General features: G+C 46.2%; 19 protein-coding genes. All 19 read left to right on the top strand.

Going from position 1 to position 20,748, the window contains the following annotated elements; genetic code table 11:
- The first annotated feature begins 4 nt into the window (after positions 1-4).
- The gene (cheA, locus tag BGM27_RS01230; protein WP_007409792.1) at positions 5-2,023 is read left to right on the top strand and encodes a chemotaxis protein CheA; all 2,019 of its coding nucleotides are present in this window, start codon (positions 5-7) and stop codon (positions 2,021-2,023) included.
- Between the two features lie 22 nt (positions 2,024-2,045).
- Entirely contained in the window at positions 2,046-2,519 is a 474-nt protein-coding gene (cheW, locus tag BGM27_RS01225) for a chemotaxis protein CheW (protein WP_003154225.1), read from the top strand.
- 15 nt (positions 2,520-2,534) lie between these two features.
- Positions 2,535-3,164, top strand: coding sequence for a CheY-P phosphatase CheC (gene cheC, locus BGM27_RS01220; RefSeq protein ID WP_003154222.1), 630 nt, complete (start codon positions 2,535-2,537; stop codon positions 3,162-3,164).
- Complete coding sequence (cheD, locus tag BGM27_RS01215; protein WP_003154219.1) at positions 3,161-3,661, top strand: chemoreceptor glutamine deamidase CheD; 501 nt, start codon at positions 3,161-3,163, stop codon at positions 3,659-3,661. Before cheC ends, cheD begins: the two co-directional genes overlap by 4 nt.
- A 26-nt stretch (positions 3,662-3,687) precedes the next feature.
- Positions 3,688-4,452, top strand: a complete 765-nt coding sequence (sigD, locus tag BGM27_RS01210) for an RNA polymerase sigma-28 factor SigD (RefSeq protein WP_217031186.1) — start codon at positions 3,688-3,690, stop codon at positions 4,450-4,452.
- Between the two features lie 27 nt (positions 4,453-4,479).
- Positions 4,480-4,953, top strand: coding sequence for a DUF6115 domain-containing protein (locus BGM27_RS01205; protein ID WP_007409793.1), 474 nt, complete (start codon positions 4,480-4,482; stop codon positions 4,951-4,953).
- Positions 4,954-5,096: 143 nt separating this feature from the next.
- Positions 5,097-5,837 carry a 30S ribosomal protein S2 gene (gene rpsB / locus BGM27_RS01200; RefSeq protein ID WP_003154215.1) on the top strand — a complete coding sequence of 247 codons (741 nt, stop codon included), beginning with the start codon at positions 5,097-5,099 and terminating at the stop codon, positions 5,835-5,837.
- Positions 5,838-5,936: 99 nt separating this feature from the next.
- Positions 5,937-6,818: a translation elongation factor Ts gene (gene tsf, locus BGM27_RS01195; RefSeq protein WP_007409794.1), complete on the top strand. Its 882-nt coding sequence runs from the start codon at positions 5,937-5,939 to the stop codon at positions 6,816-6,818.
- A gap of 145 nt (positions 6,819-6,963) precedes the next feature.
- Complete coding sequence (pyrH, locus tag BGM27_RS01190; protein ID WP_003154213.1) at positions 6,964-7,686, top strand: UMP kinase; 723 nt, start codon at positions 6,964-6,966, stop codon at positions 7,684-7,686.
- A gap of 2 nt (positions 7,687-7,688) precedes the next feature.
- A complete protein-coding gene (gene frr / locus BGM27_RS01185; protein ID WP_003154212.1) occupies positions 7,689-8,246 on the top strand; it encodes a ribosome recycling factor in 558 nt (185 codons plus the stop codon).
- Positions 8,247-8,371: 125 nt separating this feature from the next.
- Positions 8,372-9,154 (top strand): undecaprenyl pyrophosphate synthase, encoded by a 783-nt coding sequence (locus BGM27_RS01180; RefSeq protein ID WP_007409795.1) that lies wholly within the window; start codon positions 8,372-8,374, stop codon positions 9,152-9,154.
- A 3-nt stretch (positions 9,155-9,157) separates the two neighbouring features.
- On the top strand, positions 9,158-9,955 hold the full coding sequence (locus tag BGM27_RS01175; protein ID WP_007409796.1) for a phosphatidate cytidylyltransferase: 798 nt from the start codon (positions 9,158-9,160) through the stop codon (positions 9,953-9,955).
- A 55-nt stretch (positions 9,956-10,010) separates the two neighbouring features.
- Entirely contained in the window at positions 10,011-11,162 is a 1,152-nt protein-coding gene (dxr, locus tag BGM27_RS01170) for a 1-deoxy-D-xylulose-5-phosphate reductoisomerase (RefSeq protein ID WP_007409797.1), read from the top strand.
- A gap of 6 nt (positions 11,163-11,168) precedes the next feature.
- Positions 11,169-12,437, top strand: coding sequence for an RIP metalloprotease RseP (rseP, locus tag BGM27_RS01165; protein ID WP_007611459.1), 1,269 nt, complete (start codon positions 11,169-11,171; stop codon positions 12,435-12,437).
- Positions 12,438-12,468: 31 nt separating this feature from the next.
- A complete protein-coding gene (gene proS / locus BGM27_RS01160; RefSeq protein WP_020954007.1) occupies positions 12,469-14,163 on the top strand; it encodes a proline--tRNA ligase in 1,695 nt (564 codons plus the stop codon).
- A gap of 111 nt (positions 14,164-14,274) precedes the next feature.
- Positions 14,275-18,588, top strand: a complete 4,314-nt coding sequence (locus tag BGM27_RS01155; RefSeq protein ID WP_007409800.1) for a PolC-type DNA polymerase III — start codon at positions 14,275-14,277, stop codon at positions 18,586-18,588.
- Positions 18,589-18,827: 239 nt separating this feature from the next.
- Positions 18,828-19,298 carry a ribosome maturation factor RimP gene (rimP, locus tag BGM27_RS01150; RefSeq protein ID WP_007409801.1) on the top strand — a complete coding sequence of 157 codons (471 nt, stop codon included), beginning with the start codon at positions 18,828-18,830 and terminating at the stop codon, positions 19,296-19,298.
- A 39-nt stretch (positions 19,299-19,337) separates the two neighbouring features.
- The gene (gene nusA / locus BGM27_RS01145) at positions 19,338-20,459 is read left to right on the top strand and encodes a transcription termination factor NusA (RefSeq protein WP_003154195.1); all 1,122 of its coding nucleotides are present in this window, start codon (positions 19,338-19,340) and stop codon (positions 20,457-20,459) included.
- Between the two features lie 13 nt (positions 20,460-20,472).
- Complete coding sequence (rulR, locus tag BGM27_RS01140; RefSeq protein WP_003154193.1) at positions 20,473-20,748, top strand: glucose-induced regulator RulR; 276 nt, start codon at positions 20,473-20,475, stop codon at positions 20,746-20,748.

The raw sequence follows: 20,748 nt of genomic DNA, 5'->3' as shown, positions 1-20,748 counted from the left end.
TCAATTGGATATGAATCAATATTTAGATGTCTTTATTGATGAAAGTAAAGAGCACTTACAGACATGTAACGAAAAGCTGCTGCTGTTGGAAAAAGATCCGGCAGACCTTCAGCTTGTGCATGACATCTTCAGAGCTGCCCATACGCTGAAAGGCATGAGCGCAACGATGGGATATACAGATCTGGCGCATTTAACCCACCTGATGGAAAATGTGCTGGACGCCATCCGCAACGGAGAAATGCCCGTTACATCAGATTGGCTGGATGTGCTGTTTGAAGCGCTTGATCATCTTGAAGAGATGGTGCAGTCCATTATTGACGGAGGAGACGGCAAACGTGATATTTCTGAAGTGAGTGCGAAGCTCGACGTAAATGCGGTGCATGAGACTGCGGCTTCAGCCGAAACAGCAGAACCGCCGGCTTCAAAACAACAGGCTTCAACTGAATGGAATTATGATGAGTTCGAACGGACTGTTATTGAAGAGGCGGAAGAGCAAGGATTCAGCCGCTATGAAATAACGGTTTCCCTGAATGAAAGCTGCATGCTCAAAGCCGTGCGCGTGTACATGATATTTGAAAAGCTGAATGAAGCCGGGGAAGTCGCAAAAACAATACCCGCCGCGGAAGTGCTTGAGACGGAAGATTTCGGAACGGATTTTCAGGTGTGTTTCTTGACAAAGCAGCCTGCTGAAGAAATTAAAGAACTCATCAGCGGCATTTCAGAAGTGGAGAATGTCGAAATTTCTGCCGGTGCGCCGTTAAAAACGGCCGAAAAACCGCAAGCGGCTGAACCGGTGAAGGAAGCTCCGGTTAAAAAGGCTGAGAAACAGCCTAAGCCGCAAGCGAAAACGGAAGAACAGCCGAAGCATCACAGCGGCTCGAAAACGATTCGCGTCAACATTGAAAGACTGGATTCTTCAATGAACCTTTTTGAAGAACTTGTCATTGACCGCGGACGTCTTGAGCAGATCGCCAAAGAGCTTGACCACAATGAGCTGACTGAAACTGTTGAACGCCTGACCAGAATCTCGGGCGACCTTCAGTCTATTATTCTTAATATGCGGATGGTGCCGGTAGAAACCGTCTTTAACCGTTTCCCGAGAATGATCCGCCAGCTTCAAAAGGAATTAAACAAGAAAATCGAATTGTCCATCATCGGAGCTGAAACGGAGCTGGACCGCACGGTGATTGATGAAATCGGCGATCCGCTTGTCCATTTAATCAGAAACAGCATCGATCACGGCATTGAATCGCCTGAAGTGCGGGTGAATAAAGGAAAACCGGAATCAGGTCATGTCGTGCTTAAGGCATATCACAGCGGCAACCACGTCTTTATTGAGGTTGAAGATGACGGGGCCGGCCTGAACAGAAAGAAAATTCTTGAAAAAGCGCTCGAGCGGAGTGTAATCACCGAACGTGATGCTGAAACGCTTGAAGATAATGAGATTTACGAGCTTATTTTTGCTCCGGGCTTCTCGACTGCCGATCAAATTTCTGACATTTCAGGGCGGGGCGTCGGCCTGGATGTCGTAAAAAATAAACTCGAATCACTCGGCGGCTCTGTCAGTGTCAAATCCGCGGAAGGTCAAGGTTCTCTTTTCAGTATCCAGCTTCCGCTGACACTTTCAATTATATCCGTTCTTCTCATTAAACTGGAAGAAGAGACGTTTGCGATACCGATTTCTTCTATTATAGAGACGGCTGTTATTGATAAGAAAGATATCCTGCAGACGCATGACAGAGAAGTGATTGATTTCAGAGGCCAAATCGTTCCGATCGTCTATCTGAAAAAAGAATTCGGCATTACGGATTCAAAACAGGATGCCGATCAGTTCCATGTAATCGTCGTGAAAAAGGGCGATAAATCCACTGCTTTTGTCGTGGACTCTTTTATCGGACAGCAGGAAGTCGTACTGAAATCACTCGGCGACTATTTGACGAACGTCTTTGCGATTTCCGGCGCTACGATTCTCGGAAACGGAGAAGTGGCGCTGATTATTGATTGCAATGCGCTGATCTACTAAAACGACACGAGGAGGTGCCCGAATGACTGCTGAAATCAAGACAGGTGAAAAAATGATTGTGTTTATGATAAACGGGAAAGAATACGCTATCTCAGTTTCCCAGGTGAAATCAATTGAAAAGTGGCAAAAACCGACGAGGGTCCCGGGTGTGGAATCTTATATCCGCGGCGTTATCAATCTGCGCGGAGTGATTACCCCGGTTCTTGATTTAAGAAAACGTCTGAATCAGCCTGAACAGGACATCACAGAAGAGACTCGGATTATCATCATTTCTTATCGTGACGCCGATGTCGGATGGGTCGTGGATGAGGCCAATGACGTCATCACCGTACATGAAAATGAAATCGAATCCGCGCCTGAAAGCCAGACAAAGGAAACGGATGTGTGGATTAAACAGATCGTCAAGCAAGATAACAGGCTCCTCAATATTATCGATGCGCATGCGGTGCTGGATAAAGGTGCTTCGGCATCTGCGTCCGGAGAGCCTAATGCTTAAAGGGGAAAAGACAACATGAGTAAGTTTGAAGCGATCAAAGAAGAGCAGATGGATATTTTGCGGGAAGTCGGAAATATCGGGGCGGGTCACTCGGCTTCTGCAATGGCTCAGCTGCTGAACAGAAAGATAGACATGGAAGTGCCGTTTGCGACTTTATTGACATTTGATGAGCTCGCTGATTTTTTCGGCGGGGCTGAAACGCCGGTCGCCAGTATCTTTTTAAGAATGGAAGGCGACATGACCGGCTCTATCTTTCTCATCATGCCTTTTCATCAGGCGGAACAGTTTATCAGAGAGCTGATCGGAAATCCGGATTTTGATATTGACCAGTTGGGCGAAGATCATTTGAGTTCTTCTGCTTTACATGAGTTCGGCAATATTTTAGCAGGTTCCTATTTAACGGCATTGGCTGATTTGACAAAGCTTGAGATTTACCCGAGCGTGCCGGAAATCTCACTTGATATGTTCGGCGCGGTTATCAGTGAAGGGCTGATGGAACTCAGCCAAGTCGGAGAGCATGCCATTGTCGTGGATACTTCTATTTTTGACCAGGGCAGCCGGCAGGAGCTCAAAGCCCACATGTTTATGCTCCCGGACTATGATTCTTTTGAAAAGCTCTTCGTCTCATTGGGTGCGGCTTTATGAGCCGTGCGGAAGCCGCAGTCGTTAAAGTGGGGATTGCGGATGTTCAAGTCGCGCGTTACCCGGATAAAATCCGGACCTCGGGACTCGGTTCATGCGTAGGGCTGGTTTTATACGATAAAGACAAACAAACGGCAGGACTCGTTCACGTCATGCTGCCGGACTCCGGTTTATCAAAAACGGCGGAGCTCAACCGTGCAAAATACGCGGACACCGCCGTTAAGATGACGATTGATATGCTTTTGAAAGCCGGCTGCCGCAAGTTTGCCCTGAAGGCAAAACTCGCCGGGGGAGCGGAGATGTTTAAGTTTAAAATGACGAACGACCTGATGAAAATCGGTCCGAGGAATGTAGCGGCCATCAAAGAGCAGCTTTCATTGTATAACATTCCGGTCATCAGTGAAGATACGGGCGGCTCAAGCGGCCGGACGATTGAATTTGAGCCAAAGTCCTGCATGCTGCACATTCGAACTGTTAAACAAGGTGAAACAACGATTTAATAAAGGTATGAGGTAGGGGGATAACAATGCAATCCTTGAATTATGAAGATCAGGTGCTTTGGTCGCGCTGGAAAGAGTGGAAAGATCCTAAAGCCGGTGATGATTTAATGCGCCGTTACATGCCGCTGGTCACATATCATGTCGGCAGAATTTCCGTCGGACTGCCGAAATCGGTGCATAAAGACGATCTAATGAGCCTTGGTATGCTTGGTTTATATGATGCCCTGGAAAAATTTGACCCCGGCCGGGATTTAAAATTTGATACCTATGCCTCGTTTAGAATTCGCGGTGCAATCATCGACGGGCTGCGTAAAGAAGATTGGCTGCCCAGAACTTCACGGGAGAAGACAAAAAAAGTCGAAGCGGCGATCGAAAAACTTGAACAGCGCTACCTTCGGAATGTGACGCTTTCAGAGATCGCAGAAGAGCTGGGGATGACGGAGCAGGACGTAGTATCAACGATGAATGAAGGGTTTTTTGCCAATCTCTTATCAATTGATGAAAAGCTTCACGACCAGGATGACGGTGAGAATATTCAAGTGATGATCAGAGATGACAAAAATGTGCCGCCGGAAGAAAAAATCATGAAGGACGAGCTGATCGCTCAGCTTGCGGGCAAAATTCACGAGCTCTCTGAAAAAGAGCAGCTTGTCGTCAGTTTATTCTATAAAGAAGAACTGACTTTGACCGAGATCGGACAAGTCCTGAACCTTTCGACGTCGCGGATTTCACAGATTCATTCAAAGGCGCTGTTTAAATTAAAGCATCTGCTTGAAAAAGTAATTCAATAATGAACTCATGGTTAGCGAGTGAAAAACATGTCAACACTATTATGGCTTTTAAGCTTTGTGCTTCACGGCGTACTGCTTTATGCCGTCATTATTCTGTACACGAGGTTTTCAGCCCTCAAGGAGACGGAGCGCCAGCAGAAGAAGATTCTTGAAGAGACGGAAAACACCCTTGCAGCGTTTCTGCTTGAGCTGAAAGAAGAAAATGAAAGACTCGAAGACGCAAAAAGCCGGAATGATCAAGCGCCTGACGCAGAAGACGCCGAACCCCGGCCGGAACCGAAAAAAGAGCCTGATATTCCTGACCACATGGAAAAGCTCATCAGTGCAACGGAACGGGCTGAAAGTGATGAAAACAACGGCGCGCATTCGTTTGAAGAACGTGTTTCAGAATTATATGAACAAGGGCTCACCCCCGCGGAAATCGCCAAACGGATGCAGAGCGGAAAGACAGAAATCGAGCTGTTTTTAAAATTTCGCGGCAAAGCTGTAAAGGATTCTTGATTGTCGCATAAAGCTGTGTTATATTATGTCTTGGTGTTAAATACACACGCTTAACGATTTATGCAGAGGGTGCTGCAAACGGCAGTTCTGCACAAAAATGACCTAAGCGGAGGAAAAAAACCATTTTATTAGGAGGAAATCACATGTCAGTTATTTCTATGAAACAATTGCTTGAAGCTGGTGTTCACTTCGGCCACCAAACACGCCGCTGGAACCCAAAAATGAAGCGTTACATTTTCACGGAGCGTAACGGAATCTACATCATTGACCTTCAAAAAACAGTGAAAAAAGTAGAGGAAGCTTACAACTTCACGAAAAACCTTGCTGCTGAAGGCGGAAAAATCCTTTTCGTCGGCACAAAAAAACAAGCCCAGGATTCTGTTAAAGAAGAAGCTGTACGCTCTGGCATGTACTATGTCAACCAACGCTGGTTGGGCGGTACACTGACAAACTTCGAAACAATCCAAAAACGCATTAAGCGTCTGAAAGACATCGAGAAAATGCAAGAAAACGGTACATTTGAAGTACTTCCGAAAAAAGAAGTTGTTCAATTGAAAAAAGAATTAGAGCGTCTTGAAAAATTCCTCGGCGGAATTAAAGACATGAAGGATCTTCCTGATGCATTATTCATCATCGATCCTCGCAAAGAGCGCATCGCTGTTGCGGAAGCTCGCAAATTGAACATTCCTATCATCGGAATCGTAGATACAAACTGTGATCCTGATGAAATTGATGTCGTAATCCCTGCAAACGATGACGCAATCCGCGCTGTCAAACTTCTTACTTCTAAAATGGCAGATGCTATCTTAGAAGCGAAGCAAGGCGAAGAAGAAGCGGAAGCTGCTGAAGAGACTGCACCTGAAACAGAAACGACAACTGCGTAACCTAATCAAAAGGTGATAAGAGGGACTGCCTTTTATCACCTTTTTTCAAGAAAAATGTATCTATACATATCTTGTTTACACATATAAGGAGGAATTCAAATGGCTATTACTGCACAGCAGGTAAAAGAACTGCGTCAAAAAACAGGCGCTGGTATGATGGACTGTAAAAAAGCATTGACTGAAACTGACGGAGATATGGACAAAGCAATCGACCTTCTGAGAGAAAAAGGAATTGCGAAAGCAGCTAAAAAAGCTGACCGTATCGCTGCTGAAGGTTCTACTCTTATTAAAACTGACGGCAACAAAGGCGTTATCTTAGAAGTAAACTCTGAAACTGATTTCGTTGCGAAAAACGAAGGCTTCAAAGAGCTTCTGAACACGCTTGCTGACCACCTTCTTGCAAACGCTCCTGCTGATCTTGAAGAAGCAATGGGTCAAAAGATGGAAAACGGTTCTACTGTTGAAGAATACATCACAAGCAACGTTGCTAAAATCGGAGAGAAAATCACTCTTCGCCGTTTTGCTGTTATTACAAAAGAAGACAGCGAAGCGTTCGGTGCTTACCTTCACATGGGAGGCCGCATCGGCGTATTATCCGTTCTTAGCGGAACAACTGACGAAGATCTTGCAAAAGACATCGCGATGCATGTTGCAGCGGTAAATCCTCGTTACATTTCCCGCGACCAAGTGTCTGAAGAAGAAGCGAACCATGAGCGTCAGATTCTGACTCAGCAAGCTCTTCAAGAAGGCAAACCGGAAAACATCGTAGCTAAAATGGTTGAAGGCCGTCTGAACAAATTCTTCGAAGAAATTTGCTTATTAGACCAAGCTTTCGTTAAAAACCCAGACGAAAAAGTGAAACAAGTTGTGGCTGCGAAAAACGCATCTGTTAAAACTTACGTCCGCTACGAAGTTGGAGAAGGTATTGAAAAACGCCAAGAAAACTTTGCTGAAGAAGTTATGAACCAAGTGAAAAAATAATGGCGGAAAGCCTTGGCGAATCTTTCGCGGCTTTTCAGGCAGTATAGGGGACACTACTTGTGTTCCCTATTTTTAAAACTATATTTACAAACCTTTTTTTCTCTTGCATAATAGGAAACGGCAATGTTTACACTTGGAGGTTATTATGGAAAAACCAAAATACAATCGTATCGTTTTAAAGCTTAGCGGAGAAGCATTGGCAGGAGAGCAGGGAAACGGCATTAATCCGACTGTCATCCAATCCATCGCTAAACAGGTAAAAGAAATCGCTGAGCTTGACGTCGAAGTGGCCGTAGTCGTAGGCGGCGGCAACTTATGGCGCGGAAAAACGGGCAGTGACTTAGGAATGGACCGTGCGACGGCCGATTATATGGGCATGCTTGCTACTGTCATGAACTCACTTGCCCTGCAGGACAGCCTGGAAACGCTCGGAATTCAGTCCAGAGTGCAGACATCAATTGAAATGCGTCAGGTCGCTGAGCCTTACATCAGAAGAAAAGCCATCCGCCACCTGGAGAAAAAACGCGTTGTTATTTTTGCCGCGGGAACAGGAAACCCTTATTTCTCTACGGACACAACCGCAGCGCTGCGTGCCGCTGAAATCGAAGCGGACGTGATCTTAATGGCGAAAAATAATGTCGACGGTGTGTATAATGCTGATCCGAGAAAAGATGAGTCAGCCGTTAAATACGAAAAATTATCTTATCTCGATGTGTTAAAAGACGGGCTGGAAGTCATGGATTCTACGGCTTCTTCACTATGTATGGATAATGATATTCCGCTGATCGTCTTTTCTATTATGGAAGAAGGAAATATTAAGCGTGCCGTAATCGGCGAATCAATCGGAACGATCGTAAGGGGGAAATAACGTTGTCAAACGAAGTATTAACACAAACAAAAGAACGCATGGAAAAAGCGGTTGCCGCTTATTCACGTGAATTGGCGTCAGTCCGCGCAGGACGTGCCAACCCATCTCTATTGGATAAAGTGACAGTAGAATACTACGGTGCCCAAACACCTTTAAACCAGCTGTCTTCCATCAATGTGCCTGAGGCGCGTATGCTTGTTGTCACACCGTATGACAAAACGGCAATCGGCGATATTGAAAAAGCGATTTTGAAAGCTGATCTTGGCGTAACGCCGACAAGTGACGGCACAATTATCCGCATCGCGATCCCGGCTCTGACGGAAGAAAGACGTAAAGAACTTGTCAAAGTCGTGAAAAAATACGCGGAAGAAGCGAAAGTAGCAGTCCGTAATGTCCGCCGTGACAGCAACGATGACCTCAAAAAACTTGAGAAAAACGGAGACATTACAGAAGACGAGCTTCGTGCTTCCAGTGAAGACGTTCAAAAGCTGACAGATGAATATGTGTCAAAAATTGACAGTGTCACGAAGGACAAAGAAAAAGAAATCATGGAAGTTTAATGAAAAACTATGTACAATAGATAATGTGAAAAGACCCTCTCATGTTTACAGGGGGTTTTTTTGTTAATACTGTTGATTACATTGATCATCAGCAACGCAACCTTTTTGGGTGACGGAGGAATCTCATGCTCAACATACTCAAAAATTGGAAGAATCAGCAGAATGCGGCTTCCAACTTAGAACGGTATACAAAAGAAGACATACTGAAGGGTGAAATTCCCGCACACATTGCCATTATTATGGACGGAAACGGACGCTGGGCGAAGAAGCGCTCACTCCCTCGGATTGCAGGACATCATGAAGGAATGAAAGTGGTAAAAAGGGTGACAAAGCTCGCAAGTCAGCTCGGCGTTAAAGTTCTGACTCTTTATGCGTTTTCAACGGAGAACTGGAAGCGCCCGAAGATGGAAGTCGACTTTTTGATGAAGCTTCCGGAAGAGTTCCTGAATACGTATCTTCCTGAATTAATAGAGGAAAATGTACAGGTGAAAATTATCGGAGATGAATCCGCGCTCCCTTCTCATACGTACAGGGCGATTGAGAAGGCCGTAAAAGATACAGAACAAAATGACGGGCTGATTCTCAATTTCGCTTTGAACTACGGCGGACGCACGGAAATCGTCAATGCGGCAAAAGCACTGGCTGAACAGGTGAAAAGCGGCACGCTGAATATCGAAGACATTGATGAAGCGCTCTTTTCCGGGCATTTAATGACAGAATCACTCCAGGACCCGGAGCTGCTCATCAGAACGAGCGGAGAAATCAGATTGAGCAACTTTATGCTTTGGCAGGTGGCTTACAGTGAATTTGTTTTTACAGATGTCCTGTGGCCCGATTTTAAAGAAGATCACTTTCTGCAGGCAGTGGGAGAATTTCAGCAGCGGGGCCGGAGGTTTGGCGGAATTTAGAGGATGGTGGAAATGAAACAAAGATTGTTAACAGGTGTTCTGGCAGCGGCATTATTTTTATTTTTGGTTATTTTCGGAGGATTGCCGTTCACCGTATTTGTTTACGTGATGGGAAGTATAGCGCTTTTTGAGCTTTTGCGGATGAAAAAGCTCAGATTTTTTTCTTTTCCGGGTCTGATCAGCCTCTTGTTGTTATGGCTGTATATGATGCCGGACAAGTATCATTTTTTCGATGCGAAAATGGAAGTAACGATTTTCGCCGTATTGATTCTGCTCAGCTATACGGTGCTCGTGAAAAACACCTTTACGTTTGACGAAGTCGGGTTTATCGTTCTCGCGACGGTATATATCGGACTGTGTTTTCATTATTTTATTGAAATCAGAAACATTGAAACAAACGGGCTTTTGTATATCTTTTATGCCTGCGTTGTCATATGGTCAACGGACTCAGGCGCATATTTCGTCGGAAAGTCGCTCGGGAAGCGGAAGCTGTGGCCCGAAATCAGTCCCAACAAAACGGTGGAAGGGTTTCTCGGCGGTATTGTCATCGCCCTTATTTTTACGGCTGTTTTTCAGCTGTTTGCGCACCTTCCGATTTCATACCCGGTTCTTTTGGTCATCACGCTTGTTTTGTCTGTGTTCGGACAGATCGGGGATTTGGTTGAATCAGCGCTTAAGCGACACTATGATGTGAAGGATTCGGGAAAAATCCTTCCCGGGCACGGCGGCATTTTAGATCGATTTGACAGCTTTTTGTTTGTCATGCCGTTCTTATACTTTCTGCTTGCGCTTTTTTCATGAGAAAGGCTAATATGAAAATAAGACCGATCTGGACGCATAGAATGGGAGTGGCATTTTGAAGAATATTTGTCTTTTAGGAGCAACAGGATCAATAGGGGAGCAGACGTTAGACGTATTGCGCATGCATCAAGATCAGTTCCGTCTCGTCTCGATGACTTTCGGTAAAAACGCCGAGAAAGCGATCCCGTTGATCAGAACGTTTCAGCCGAAATATGTAGCAGTCGGCGACATGGATACATATCAAAAAGTGAAAGAAGCGTCTTTTTCTCATGAATGTCAAATCGGCATCGGAGAAGAAGGCCTGATTGAAGCGGCAGTCATGGACGAAGTCGATATCGTGGTCAATGCGCTGCTTGGAAGCGTCGGTTTAATCCCGACTTTGAAAGCGATTGAACAGAAAAAAACAATTGCGCTTGCAAATAAGGAAACTCTCGTCACTGCCGGGCATATAGTGAAAGGACACGCAAAACGATACGGTGTTCCTCTTCTTCCGGTCGACAGCGAACATTCCGCTATTTTCCAGGCGCTGCAAGGCGAACAGAGCAAAAATATCGAGCGCCTGGTCATTACGGCATCCGGCGGCAGTTTCAGAGATAAAACGCGGCAGGAGCTTGAGTCTGTAACGATTGCCGACGCCCTTAACCACCCGAACTGGTCGATGGGCGCAAAAATTACGATTGACTCGGCTACAATGATGAATAAAGGACTTGAAGTCATTGAGGCGCATTGGCTGTTTGACATTCCGTATGAACAGATTGACGTTGTATTACATAAGGAGAGCATCATTCATTCGATGGTTGAATTTCACGACAGAAGCGTCATCGCCCAGCTCGGAAATCCGGACATGAGGGTGCCGATTCAATATGCGCTGACATATCCGGACCGGCTGCCTCTGCCTGAAACAAAAAGGCTTGAATTATGGGAGATCGGAAGCCTCCATTTTGCGAAAGCTGACTTTGAAAGGTTCCGCTGCTTACAATTTGCCTTTGAATCAGGTAAAATAGGGGGAACGATGCCGACGGTTTTAAATGCGGCCAACGAAGAAGCCGTTGCCGCTTTTCTTGCCGGACGGATTTCATTCTTATCGATTGAGGACCTGATTGAAAAAGCATTGGACCGCCACAGCGTAATTCAGGATCCGAGTCTTGCGGATATCCAAGAAGTGGACAAAGACACCCGGGGATACGTTAATTCAATACTCACATAAGGTGGTATGTTCGTGAATACAGTTATCGCGTTTATTATTATTTTCGGAACGCTCGTTTTTTTCCATGAGCTGGGGCATTTATTGCTCGCCCAAAGAGCGGGAATCCTTTGCCGTGAATTTGCGATCGGCTTCGGCCCTAAAATCTTTTCATTTAAAAAGAATGAAACCGTGTATACGATCAGACTCCTTCCGGTCGGCGGGTTCGTCCGCATGGCCGGTGAAGACCCGGAGATGATCGAAGTCAAACCCGGTTATACCGTCGGGCTTCTTTTTAATAAAGATGACGAAGTGGAAAAAGTCATCATTAATCAAAAGGAAAAATATCCCGACGCTTTAATTATCGAGGTGGAGACGGCTGATCTTGAGCACGAAATGAAGATTACCGGGTACGAGCAGGGGAAAGAAGATGAACTGGCGGGCTTTACTGTCAGTCAGACCTCCTTTTTTATCGTAGACGGAGAAGAAGTGCAGATTGCGCCTTACAATCGACAATTCGGGTCTAAACCCGTATGGAAGCGGATTAAGGCGATTGCTGCCGGTCCGATAATGAACTTCATCTTAGCGTATGTCATTCTCGTCATGCTTGGATTCATTCAAGGCGTGCCTTCGAATCAGCCTGAGCTCGGGAAGCTGACAGACAATGGACGCGCAGCGGCTGCCGGTTTAAAAGAAGGCGACTATATCCAGAGCATTAACGGGGAAAAAATGAGGTCATGGACAGACATCGTGACAGCGGTAAAAGAAAATCCCGGAAAAAAAATCGATGTCGCCGTCAAACGGGACGGCAAATCGTTTCATATCTCGGTTACACCTGAAGCTGTAAAAGATGAAAATAAAAAAACAATCGGCCGCTTCGGCTCTTATGCGCCGACTGAAAAAGGCGCGCTTGCAGCGATTGCCTATGGCGCGACATCTACCGTTGATGTCACAAAAGCGATCCTGACCAATCTGAGCAAACTTGTGACAGGCCAGTTTAAGCTTGATATGCTTTCGGGTCCTGTCGGCATTTATGATATGACGGATCAAGTTGCAAAAACCGGTATTATCAACCTATTCCAGTTTGCAGCGTTTTTAAGCATCAACCTGGGAATTGTCAACCTGCTGCCGATCCCGGCGCTTGACGGCGGGCGGCTGCTGTTTTTATTCATTGAAGCAATCCGCGGCAAGCCGATAAACCGTGACAAGGAAGCATTTGTCGTATTTATCGGCGTAGCTTTCTTAATGCTTCTTATGCTGGTTGTCACATGGAACGATATCCAGCGTTTATTCTTATAATTGACTAGTAAAAAATCAGAGGTGCGAAGACATGAGACAAAGTTTGACGCTTATTCCGACCCTGAGAGAAGTGCCGGCTGATGCTGAAGCAAAAAGCCATAAGCTTCTGCTGAGAGCGGGATTTATCAGACAAAATACGAGCGGGGTTTACAGTTACATGCCCCTGGCTTACAGGGTCATTCAAAACATTCAGAAGATCGTGCGTGAAGAAATGGAAAAAATCAACGCGGTGGAAATGCTGATGCCGGCCCTTCAGCAGGCTGAAACATGGCAGGAATCAGGCAGGTGGTATACGTACGGGCCTGAATTAATGCGTCTGAAAGACCGCCACGGCCGTGAATTTGCTTTAGGCGCGACACATGAAGAAGTCATTACTTCTCTCGTGCGCGATGAGGTGAAATCTTATAAGCGTCTGCCGCTCACTCTTTACCAGATCCAGTCTAAATTCAGAGATGAAAAACGCCCGCGTTTCGGGTTATTGCGCGGACGCGAATTCATCATGAAAGATGCGTATTCTTTCCATGCTTCTGAAGAAAGTCTGGAGGAAACATACCAAAACATGTACGGCGCATACAGCAGCATTTTCGCACGCTGTGAATTAAACGTCCGTCCCGTTATTGCCGACTCGGGCGCGATGGGCGGAAAAGACACGCATGAATTTATGGCTCTTTCTGAAATAGGGGAAGATACCATCGCTTATTCCGATGGATCCTCTTACGCAGCCAATACGGAAATGGCGGAAGTTGTCATGAACAGCGAGCCGTCAGATGAAACACCCGAGGCATTGGAGAAAATTGATACGCCGAATGTCAAAAGCATTGAAGAGCTCGCTTCGTTCTTGCAGATCGAGCCGAGCGCCTGCATCAAATCCATGCTGTTTAAAGCTGATGACCGATTTGTTCTCGTGTTAGTAAGAGGCGATCATGAGGTCAATGACGTGAAAGTGAAAAACCTTCTGAACGCGGAAGTGGTTGAGCTTGCGTCTCATGAAGAAGTAGCAGAGAAACTTGGCACGGAGCCGGGATTTGCGGGGCCGATCGGCGCTGCCGGCGACATTGAGATTTATGCCGACCAAGCCGTGAAAGTAATGGTAAACGCCGTTAGCGGCGCGAATGAAAAAGACCGTCATTACCGAAACGTAAACATCGAGCGTGACGCGTCTGTAAAAGCGTATGCCGATCTTCGAATCATTCAGGAAGGCGATCCGTCACCTGACGGAATAGGCACGATCCGTTTCGCTGAAGGGATTGAGGTCGGACAAGTCTTTAAACTCGGCACGCGTTACTCTGAAGCGATGAATGCGACATACCTTGATGAAAACGGGCGTGCGCAGCCGATGCTGATGGGATGTTACGGAATCGGCGTGTCCAGAACGCTTTCAGCCATCGCTGAACAGCATCACGACGAAAAAGGCTTGATCTGGCCGAAAAGCGTTGCTCCGTATGATCTTCATATTTTGGCGCTGAATATGAAAAACGAAGCGCAAAAAGAGCTTGCTGAACAGCTTTACGGCAAATTCCAGGCGGAAGGTTATGAGGTATTATACGATGACCGCGCTGAACGCGCAGGCGTGAAATTTGCTGATTCTGATCTGATCGGCCTTCCGATCCGCATCACTGTCGGAAAACGTGCCGACGAAGGCATCGTAGAAGTGAAAATCCGCAAAACCGGTGAATCTGCCGAAGTTTCAGTGGATGAGCTTTCTGAATTTATCAAGACGAAGTAATCACCATAACGAATCATACAAAATCATGTTAAAATAGAGAAAAAAGAAGGTACCTCATCACCTGCGGAGGTACCTTCACTTATGATGTTTTAAGGGAGGGATACTGTCTGAATGGAACAGTTATCAGTAAACAGAAGACAGTTTCAGATTCTTCTGCAGCAGCTTAATATGACAGATGATACCTTCATGACATACTTTGAAGACGGAGAGATTGATAAACTGACAATCCATAAAGCAGAAAAAGCCTGGCATTTCCAATTTCGCTTTAAGGCTCTTTTGCCGTATCAAATATATGATTCATTCATGATGAGGTTAACACAATCGTTTGCTCACATCGCCCGTGTCACATCGTCTGTTCAGGTCATTGATCCTACAGTGACAGAGGAGCTTGTACAGGATTATTGGACACGCTGTATTGAAGAGCTTGAAGGAACCTCGCCGCCGATGGTGGCTCTTTTGAATCAGCAGAAGCCGAAGCTCAAAGGAAACAAACTGATCGTGAAAACAAAAACAGATACAGAAGCATCTGCGCTCAAAAACAAATACTTCGCGCTGATTCAGCACAGCTATCGCCAATTCGGCTTTCCGGAACTGCAGCTGGATACCGAAATTTTCGTATCTGACCAAGAAGTCCAGAAATTCCGCGAGCAAAAGCTTGCTGAAGATCAGGAGCGGGCGATGCAGGCGCTTATCGAGATGGAGAAGAAGGAAAAAGAGGGCGATGAGGATCAGGCACCGTCCGGACCGCTTGTCATCGGCTATCAAATTAAAGAGAACGAAGAAATCCGGACGCTTGACAGCATCATGGATGAAGAAAGAAGAATTACGGTGCAGGGGTTTGTGTTTGATGCTGAAACACGCGAGCTGAAAAGCGGACGCACGCTCTGCATTTTCAAAATCACGGACTATACAAACAGCATTTTAGTAAAAATGTTCGCCAGAGAAAAAGAAGACGCCGCTTTGATGAAAACGCTGAAAAAAGGCATGTGGGTGAAGGCGCGGGGAAGCATTCAAAACGATACATTCGTCAGAGACCTCGTCATGATTGCAAATGACGTGAATGAAATAAAAGCCAAAACCCGTGAAGACACCGCTCCTGAAGGCGAAAAACGGGTTGAGCTTCATCTGCATTCTCCGATGAGCCAAATGGATGCTGTAACGGGCATCGGAAAGCTTGTCGAACAGGCGAAAAAATGGGGACATGAAGCGATTGCGTTAACTGATCATGCCGTTGTGCAGTCTTTCCCGGATGCCTATTCCGCCGCGAAAAAACACGGCATTAAAATGATTTACGGAATGGAAGCCAATATCGTAGATGACGGCGTTCCGATCGCATACAATCCAGCTCACCGTCTCCTGGAAGAAGACACATACGTCGTCTTTGACGTTGAAACGACAGGTCTGTCCGCAGTGTATGACACCATCATTGAGCTTGCCGCAGTCAAAATAAGAGGCGGAGAAATCATCGATAAATTCGAAGCGTTCGCCAATCCGCACCATCCGCTGTCAGCAACGACGATAGAGCTTACCGGGATTACGGATGACATGGTCCGCGACGCTCCCGATGTCGTTGACGTCGTACGGGATTTTAAAGAATGGATCGGCGATGACGTGCTTGTGGCTCATAACGCCAGCTTTGATATGGGATTTTTAAATGTGGCGTACAAGCGTCTTTTGAAAACGGAAAAAGCAAAAAATCCGGTCATTGATACGCTGGAACTCGCGCGTTTCCTGTATCCTGAGTTTAAAAATCACCGCTTAAATACGTTATGTAAGAAGTTTGATATCGAATTAACCCAGCATCACCGAGCGGTCTTTGACGCTGAAGCAACGGGCTACCTGCTGTTGAAAATGCTCAAAGATGCCGCTGAAAAAGACATTTTTTATCATGATCAGCTGAATGAGAATATGGGACAATCCAATGCTTATCAGAGATCAAGGCCTTATCACGCTACATTGCTTGCCGTAAATGAGACCGGCCTTAAAAATCTGTTTAAGCTCGTGTCCATTTCTCATATTCAATATTTCTACCGAGTGCCGCGCATTCCGAGGTCGCAGCTTAATAAATACAGAGAAGGTCTGTTAATCGGCTCTGCCTGTGACAGGGGTGAGGTCTTTGAAGGCATGATGCAAAAATCTCCTGAAGAGGTTGAAGATATCGCATCCTTCTATGATTATCTTGAAGTGCAGCCGCCGGAAGTATACAGACACCTTCTGCAGCTTGAGCTCGTCCGGGATGAAAAAGCGCTGAAAGAAATCATCGCCAACATTACGAAGCTCGGAGAAAAATTGAATAAGCCGGTCGTGGCTACGGGAAATGTCCACTATTTAAACGATGAGGATAAAATTTACCGGAAGATCTTAATATCTTCCCAAGGCGGCGCCAACCCGTTAAACAGACACGAACTGCCTAAAGTGCACTTCAGAACGACAGATGAAATGCTGGAGGCTTTCTCCTTCCTCGGTGCGGAAAAAGCGAAAGAAATCGTGGTTGACAATACGCAGAAAGTCGCTTCGATGATCGATGAGATCAAACCGATCAAAGACGATCTGTACACGCCGAAAATTGACGGGGCCGATGAAGAAATCCGTGAAATGAGCTATCAGCGCGCCAGAAGCATTTACGGTGAAGAGCTTCCCGAAATTGTGGAAGCGAGAATAGAAAAAGAATTAAAAAGTATCATCGGCCATGGGTTCGCCGTTATTTATCTCATCTCTCATAAGCTTGTAAAACGGTCTCTGGATGACGGTTATCTCGTCGGCTCCCGGGGGTCCGTCGGTTCATCGCTTGTGGCGACCTTAACGGAAATCACTGAAGTGAACCCGCTCGCTCCGCACTACGTGTGCCCGAGCTGCCGATATTCCGAATTCTTTAATGACGGATCAGTCGGTTCCGGTTTTGACCTGCCGGATAAAAGCTGCCCGTCTTGCGGCACCCCTTTGAAAAAGGACGGACATGATATCCCGTTTGAAACGTTCTTAGGCTTTAAAGGTGACAAAGTACCCGATATCGATTTGAACTTCTCAGGTGAGTATCAGCCGCATGCCCATAACTACACGAAAGTATTGTTCGGTGAAGATAACGTGTATCGCGCGGGAACGATCGGCACCGTCGCGGAAAAGACGGCTTACGGATATGTGAAAGGCTATGCGGGCGATCACAACCTACACATGCGCGGCGCGGAGATCGACCGTCTGGTGCAAGGCTGCACCGGCGTTAAGAGAACGACCGGCCAGCACCCGGGGGGGATTATCGTTGTCCCGGATTACATGGATATTTACGATTTTTCACCGATACAATTCCCGGCAGATGCGACGGGGTCTGAATGGAAAACGACTCATTTTGACTTCCACTCCATTCATGACAACCTGCTGAAGCTTGATATATTGGGGCACGATGATCCGACCGTCATCCGGATGCTCCAGGATTTAAGCGGAATTGATCCGAAGACGATTCCGACAGATGATCCGGAAGTTATGAAGATTTTCCAAGGCACAGAATCGCTCGGCGTTACTGAAGAGCAGATCGGCTGTAAAACGGGGACGCTCGGCATTCCTGAATTCGGGACGCGATTTGTGCGGCAGATGCTTGAGGATACGAAGCCGACGACGTTCTCCGAGCTTGTCCAGATTTCCGGGCTTTCTCACGGAACGGACGTATGGCTCGGCAATGCGCAGGAACTGATACACAACAATACGTGTGAACTGAGCGAAGTGATCGGCTGCCGTGATGACATTATGGTTTACTTGATCTATCAGGGCCTTGAGCCTTCACTGGCCTTTAAAATCATGGAATTCGTCCGTAAAGGCAAAGGCCTGACGCCGGAATGGGAAGAAGAAATGAAAAAGAACAATGTGCCGAACTGGTATATTGATTCATGCAAAAAAATCAAATACATGTTCCCGAAAGCCCACGCCGCCGCATACGTGCTGATGGCGGTGCGGATTGCATACTTTAAAGTGCATCACGCGCTTTTATATTATGCTGCGTATTTTACCGTCCGCGCAGATGACTTTGACATTGATACAATGATTAAAGGCTCGACTGCCATCAGAGCGGTGATGGATGATATCAGCTCTAAAGGGCTTGATGCTTCGCCGAAGGAGAAAAACCTCCTTACCGTGTTAGAGCTTGCGCTTGAAATGTGTGAGCGCGGCTATTCCTTCCAGAAGGTCGATCTATACCGTTCGAGCGCTTCGGAATTTATCATTGACGGCAACAGTCTCATCCCGCCGTTCAACTCAATTCCGGGACTCGGAACCAACGCCGCTCTCAATATTGTGAAAGCGCGGAAGGAAGGGGAGTTCCTTTCAAAAGAGGATCTTCAAAAACGCGGAAAAGTGTCAAAAACCATTTTAGAGTATTTAGACCGTCACGGCTGTCTTGAGTCGCTTCCGGACCAAAATCAGCTGTCTCTGTTTTAAGCTTTGTGCACAGCCTCCGAGCGGAGTTTGATTTGCATTAAATATATGGTTATGGTATAGTTTTATTGGAAATGCTAACGATTACCGAGGCAAAGAGTGGGGAAACCCGCTCTTTTGTATTGAACAGGCAATTTTGCCTCGACATGTCCATCGTTTTCTCAATGCCCCTGCTCTTTTGAAGCAGGGTTTTTATGCAGAGGAACGGCTGATATGATATCGACAGCACAAGGAGGAAAAACATGAGCAAAAAAGTGACTGATACCGTTCAAGAAATGGCTCAGCCCATACTGGATGACCTTCAGCTTGAACTCGTAGACATTGAATTTGTCAAAGAGGGTCAAAACTGGTTCCTTCGCGTGTTTATTGATTCCGAGAACGGTGTTGATATTGAGGAGTGCGCCAAAGTCAGCGAAGCGTTAAGCGAAAAGCTGGATGAGGCCGATCCGATCACCCAGAACTACTTTCTTGAAGTATCTTCTCCTGGAGCCGAGCGTCCATTAAAGAAAAAAGCCGACTTCGAAAAATCACTGGGCAAAAATGTGTACATGAAAACGTACGAACCGATTGACGGTTTAAAAGTGTTTGAAGGCAAATTGGCTGAATTCGATGGACAAACTGTTACAATAGAGATGACGGTCAAAACAAGAAAGAAACGGGTCAATATTCCGTATGAAAAAATAGCTAACGCAAGATTAGCTGTAACATTTTAATGAATGAAGTATTAGTGTTTAAGGGGGGAGACCGCTAACATGAGCAGTGAACTATTAGATGCTCTCACTATTCTTGAAAAAGAAAAAGGCATCAGTAAAGACATTATCATCGAAGCAATTGAAGCTGCCTTAATTTCCGCGTATAAGCGAAATTTTAACCAGGCGCAAAACGTACGGGTCGATCTGAACCGTGAGACGGGCACGATCCGCGTGTTCGCAAGAAAGGATGTCGTAGACGAGGTATACGATTCAAGACTTGAAATCTCGCTTGACGACGCCCAGCACATCCATCCGAACTACCTTGTCGGAGATGTCGTTGAAATAGAAGTAACGCCGAAAGACTTCGGCCGCATTGCTGCGCAGACGGCGAAACAAGTGGTGACGCAGCGTGTCCGTGAAGCTGAGCGCGGCGTGATTTACTCAGAATTTATCGATCGTGAAGAAGACATCATGACGGGAATTGTACAGCGCTTAGACAGCAAGTTTATTTACGTGTCTCTCGGCAAGATTGAAGCGCTGCTGCCCGTCAATGAACAAATGCCGAATGAGAGCTATAAACCGCACGATCGGATTAAAGTATTTATCACAAAGGTCGAAAAAACGACAAAAGGGCCTCAGATCTATGTATCAAGAACGCATCCTGGTCTGTTGAAGCGTCTTTTTGAAATCGAAGTGCCGGAAATTTATGACGGAACGGTCGAACTGAAATCCGTTGCCAGAGAAGCGGGCGACCGCTCTAAAATCTCCGTCCGCACTGATGATCCTGACGTTGATCCGGTCGGTTCATGCGTCGGTCCTAAAGGCCAGCGCGTGCAGGCGATCGTCAATGAACTGAAGGGCGAAAAAATTGATATCGTCAACTGGTCTGATGATCCGGTTGAATTTGTTGCCAATGCGCTCAGCCCGTCTAAAGTGCTGGATGTCATCGTCAGCGAAGAAGAAAAAGCCACGACTGTCATCGTTCCTGATTACCAGCTTTCTCTGGCAATCGGAAAAAGAGGGCAAAACGCCCGCTTAGCTGCGAAACTGACAGGCTGGAAAATCGATATCAAAAGTGAAACGGATGCAAGAGACCTTGGCATCTATCCGAGAGAGCATGAAGAAGATGACGATTTAGAGCCGCTCTTTATGGAGCCTGAAACAGCCGAATCGGATGAATAAGAGGTGACTTTAGGTGAATAAGCGAAAAAAAATTCCTCTGCGCAAATGCGTGGTAACGGGGGAAATGAAGCCTAAAAAGGAACTGATCCGAATTGTCCGTTCTAAAGAAGGAGAGATTTCAGTCGATCCGACCGGAAAGAAGAACGGGCGGGGTGCCTATATCACCCTTGAGAAAGAATGCATCTTAGCTGCGAAAAAGAAAAACACATTGCAAAATCAATTTCAATCACAAATCGATGACCAGATTTTCGAAGAATTGCTGGAACTGGCGGAAAAGGTGAAAAAATAA

The sequence above is a fragment of the Bacillus sp. FJAT-27001 genome (genome assembly GCF_019039175.1).
Classification (GTDB): Bacteria; Bacillota; Bacilli; order Bacillales; family Bacillaceae; genus Bacillus; species Bacillus velezensis.
This window is presented reverse-complemented; position numbering and strand designations above follow the sequence as displayed.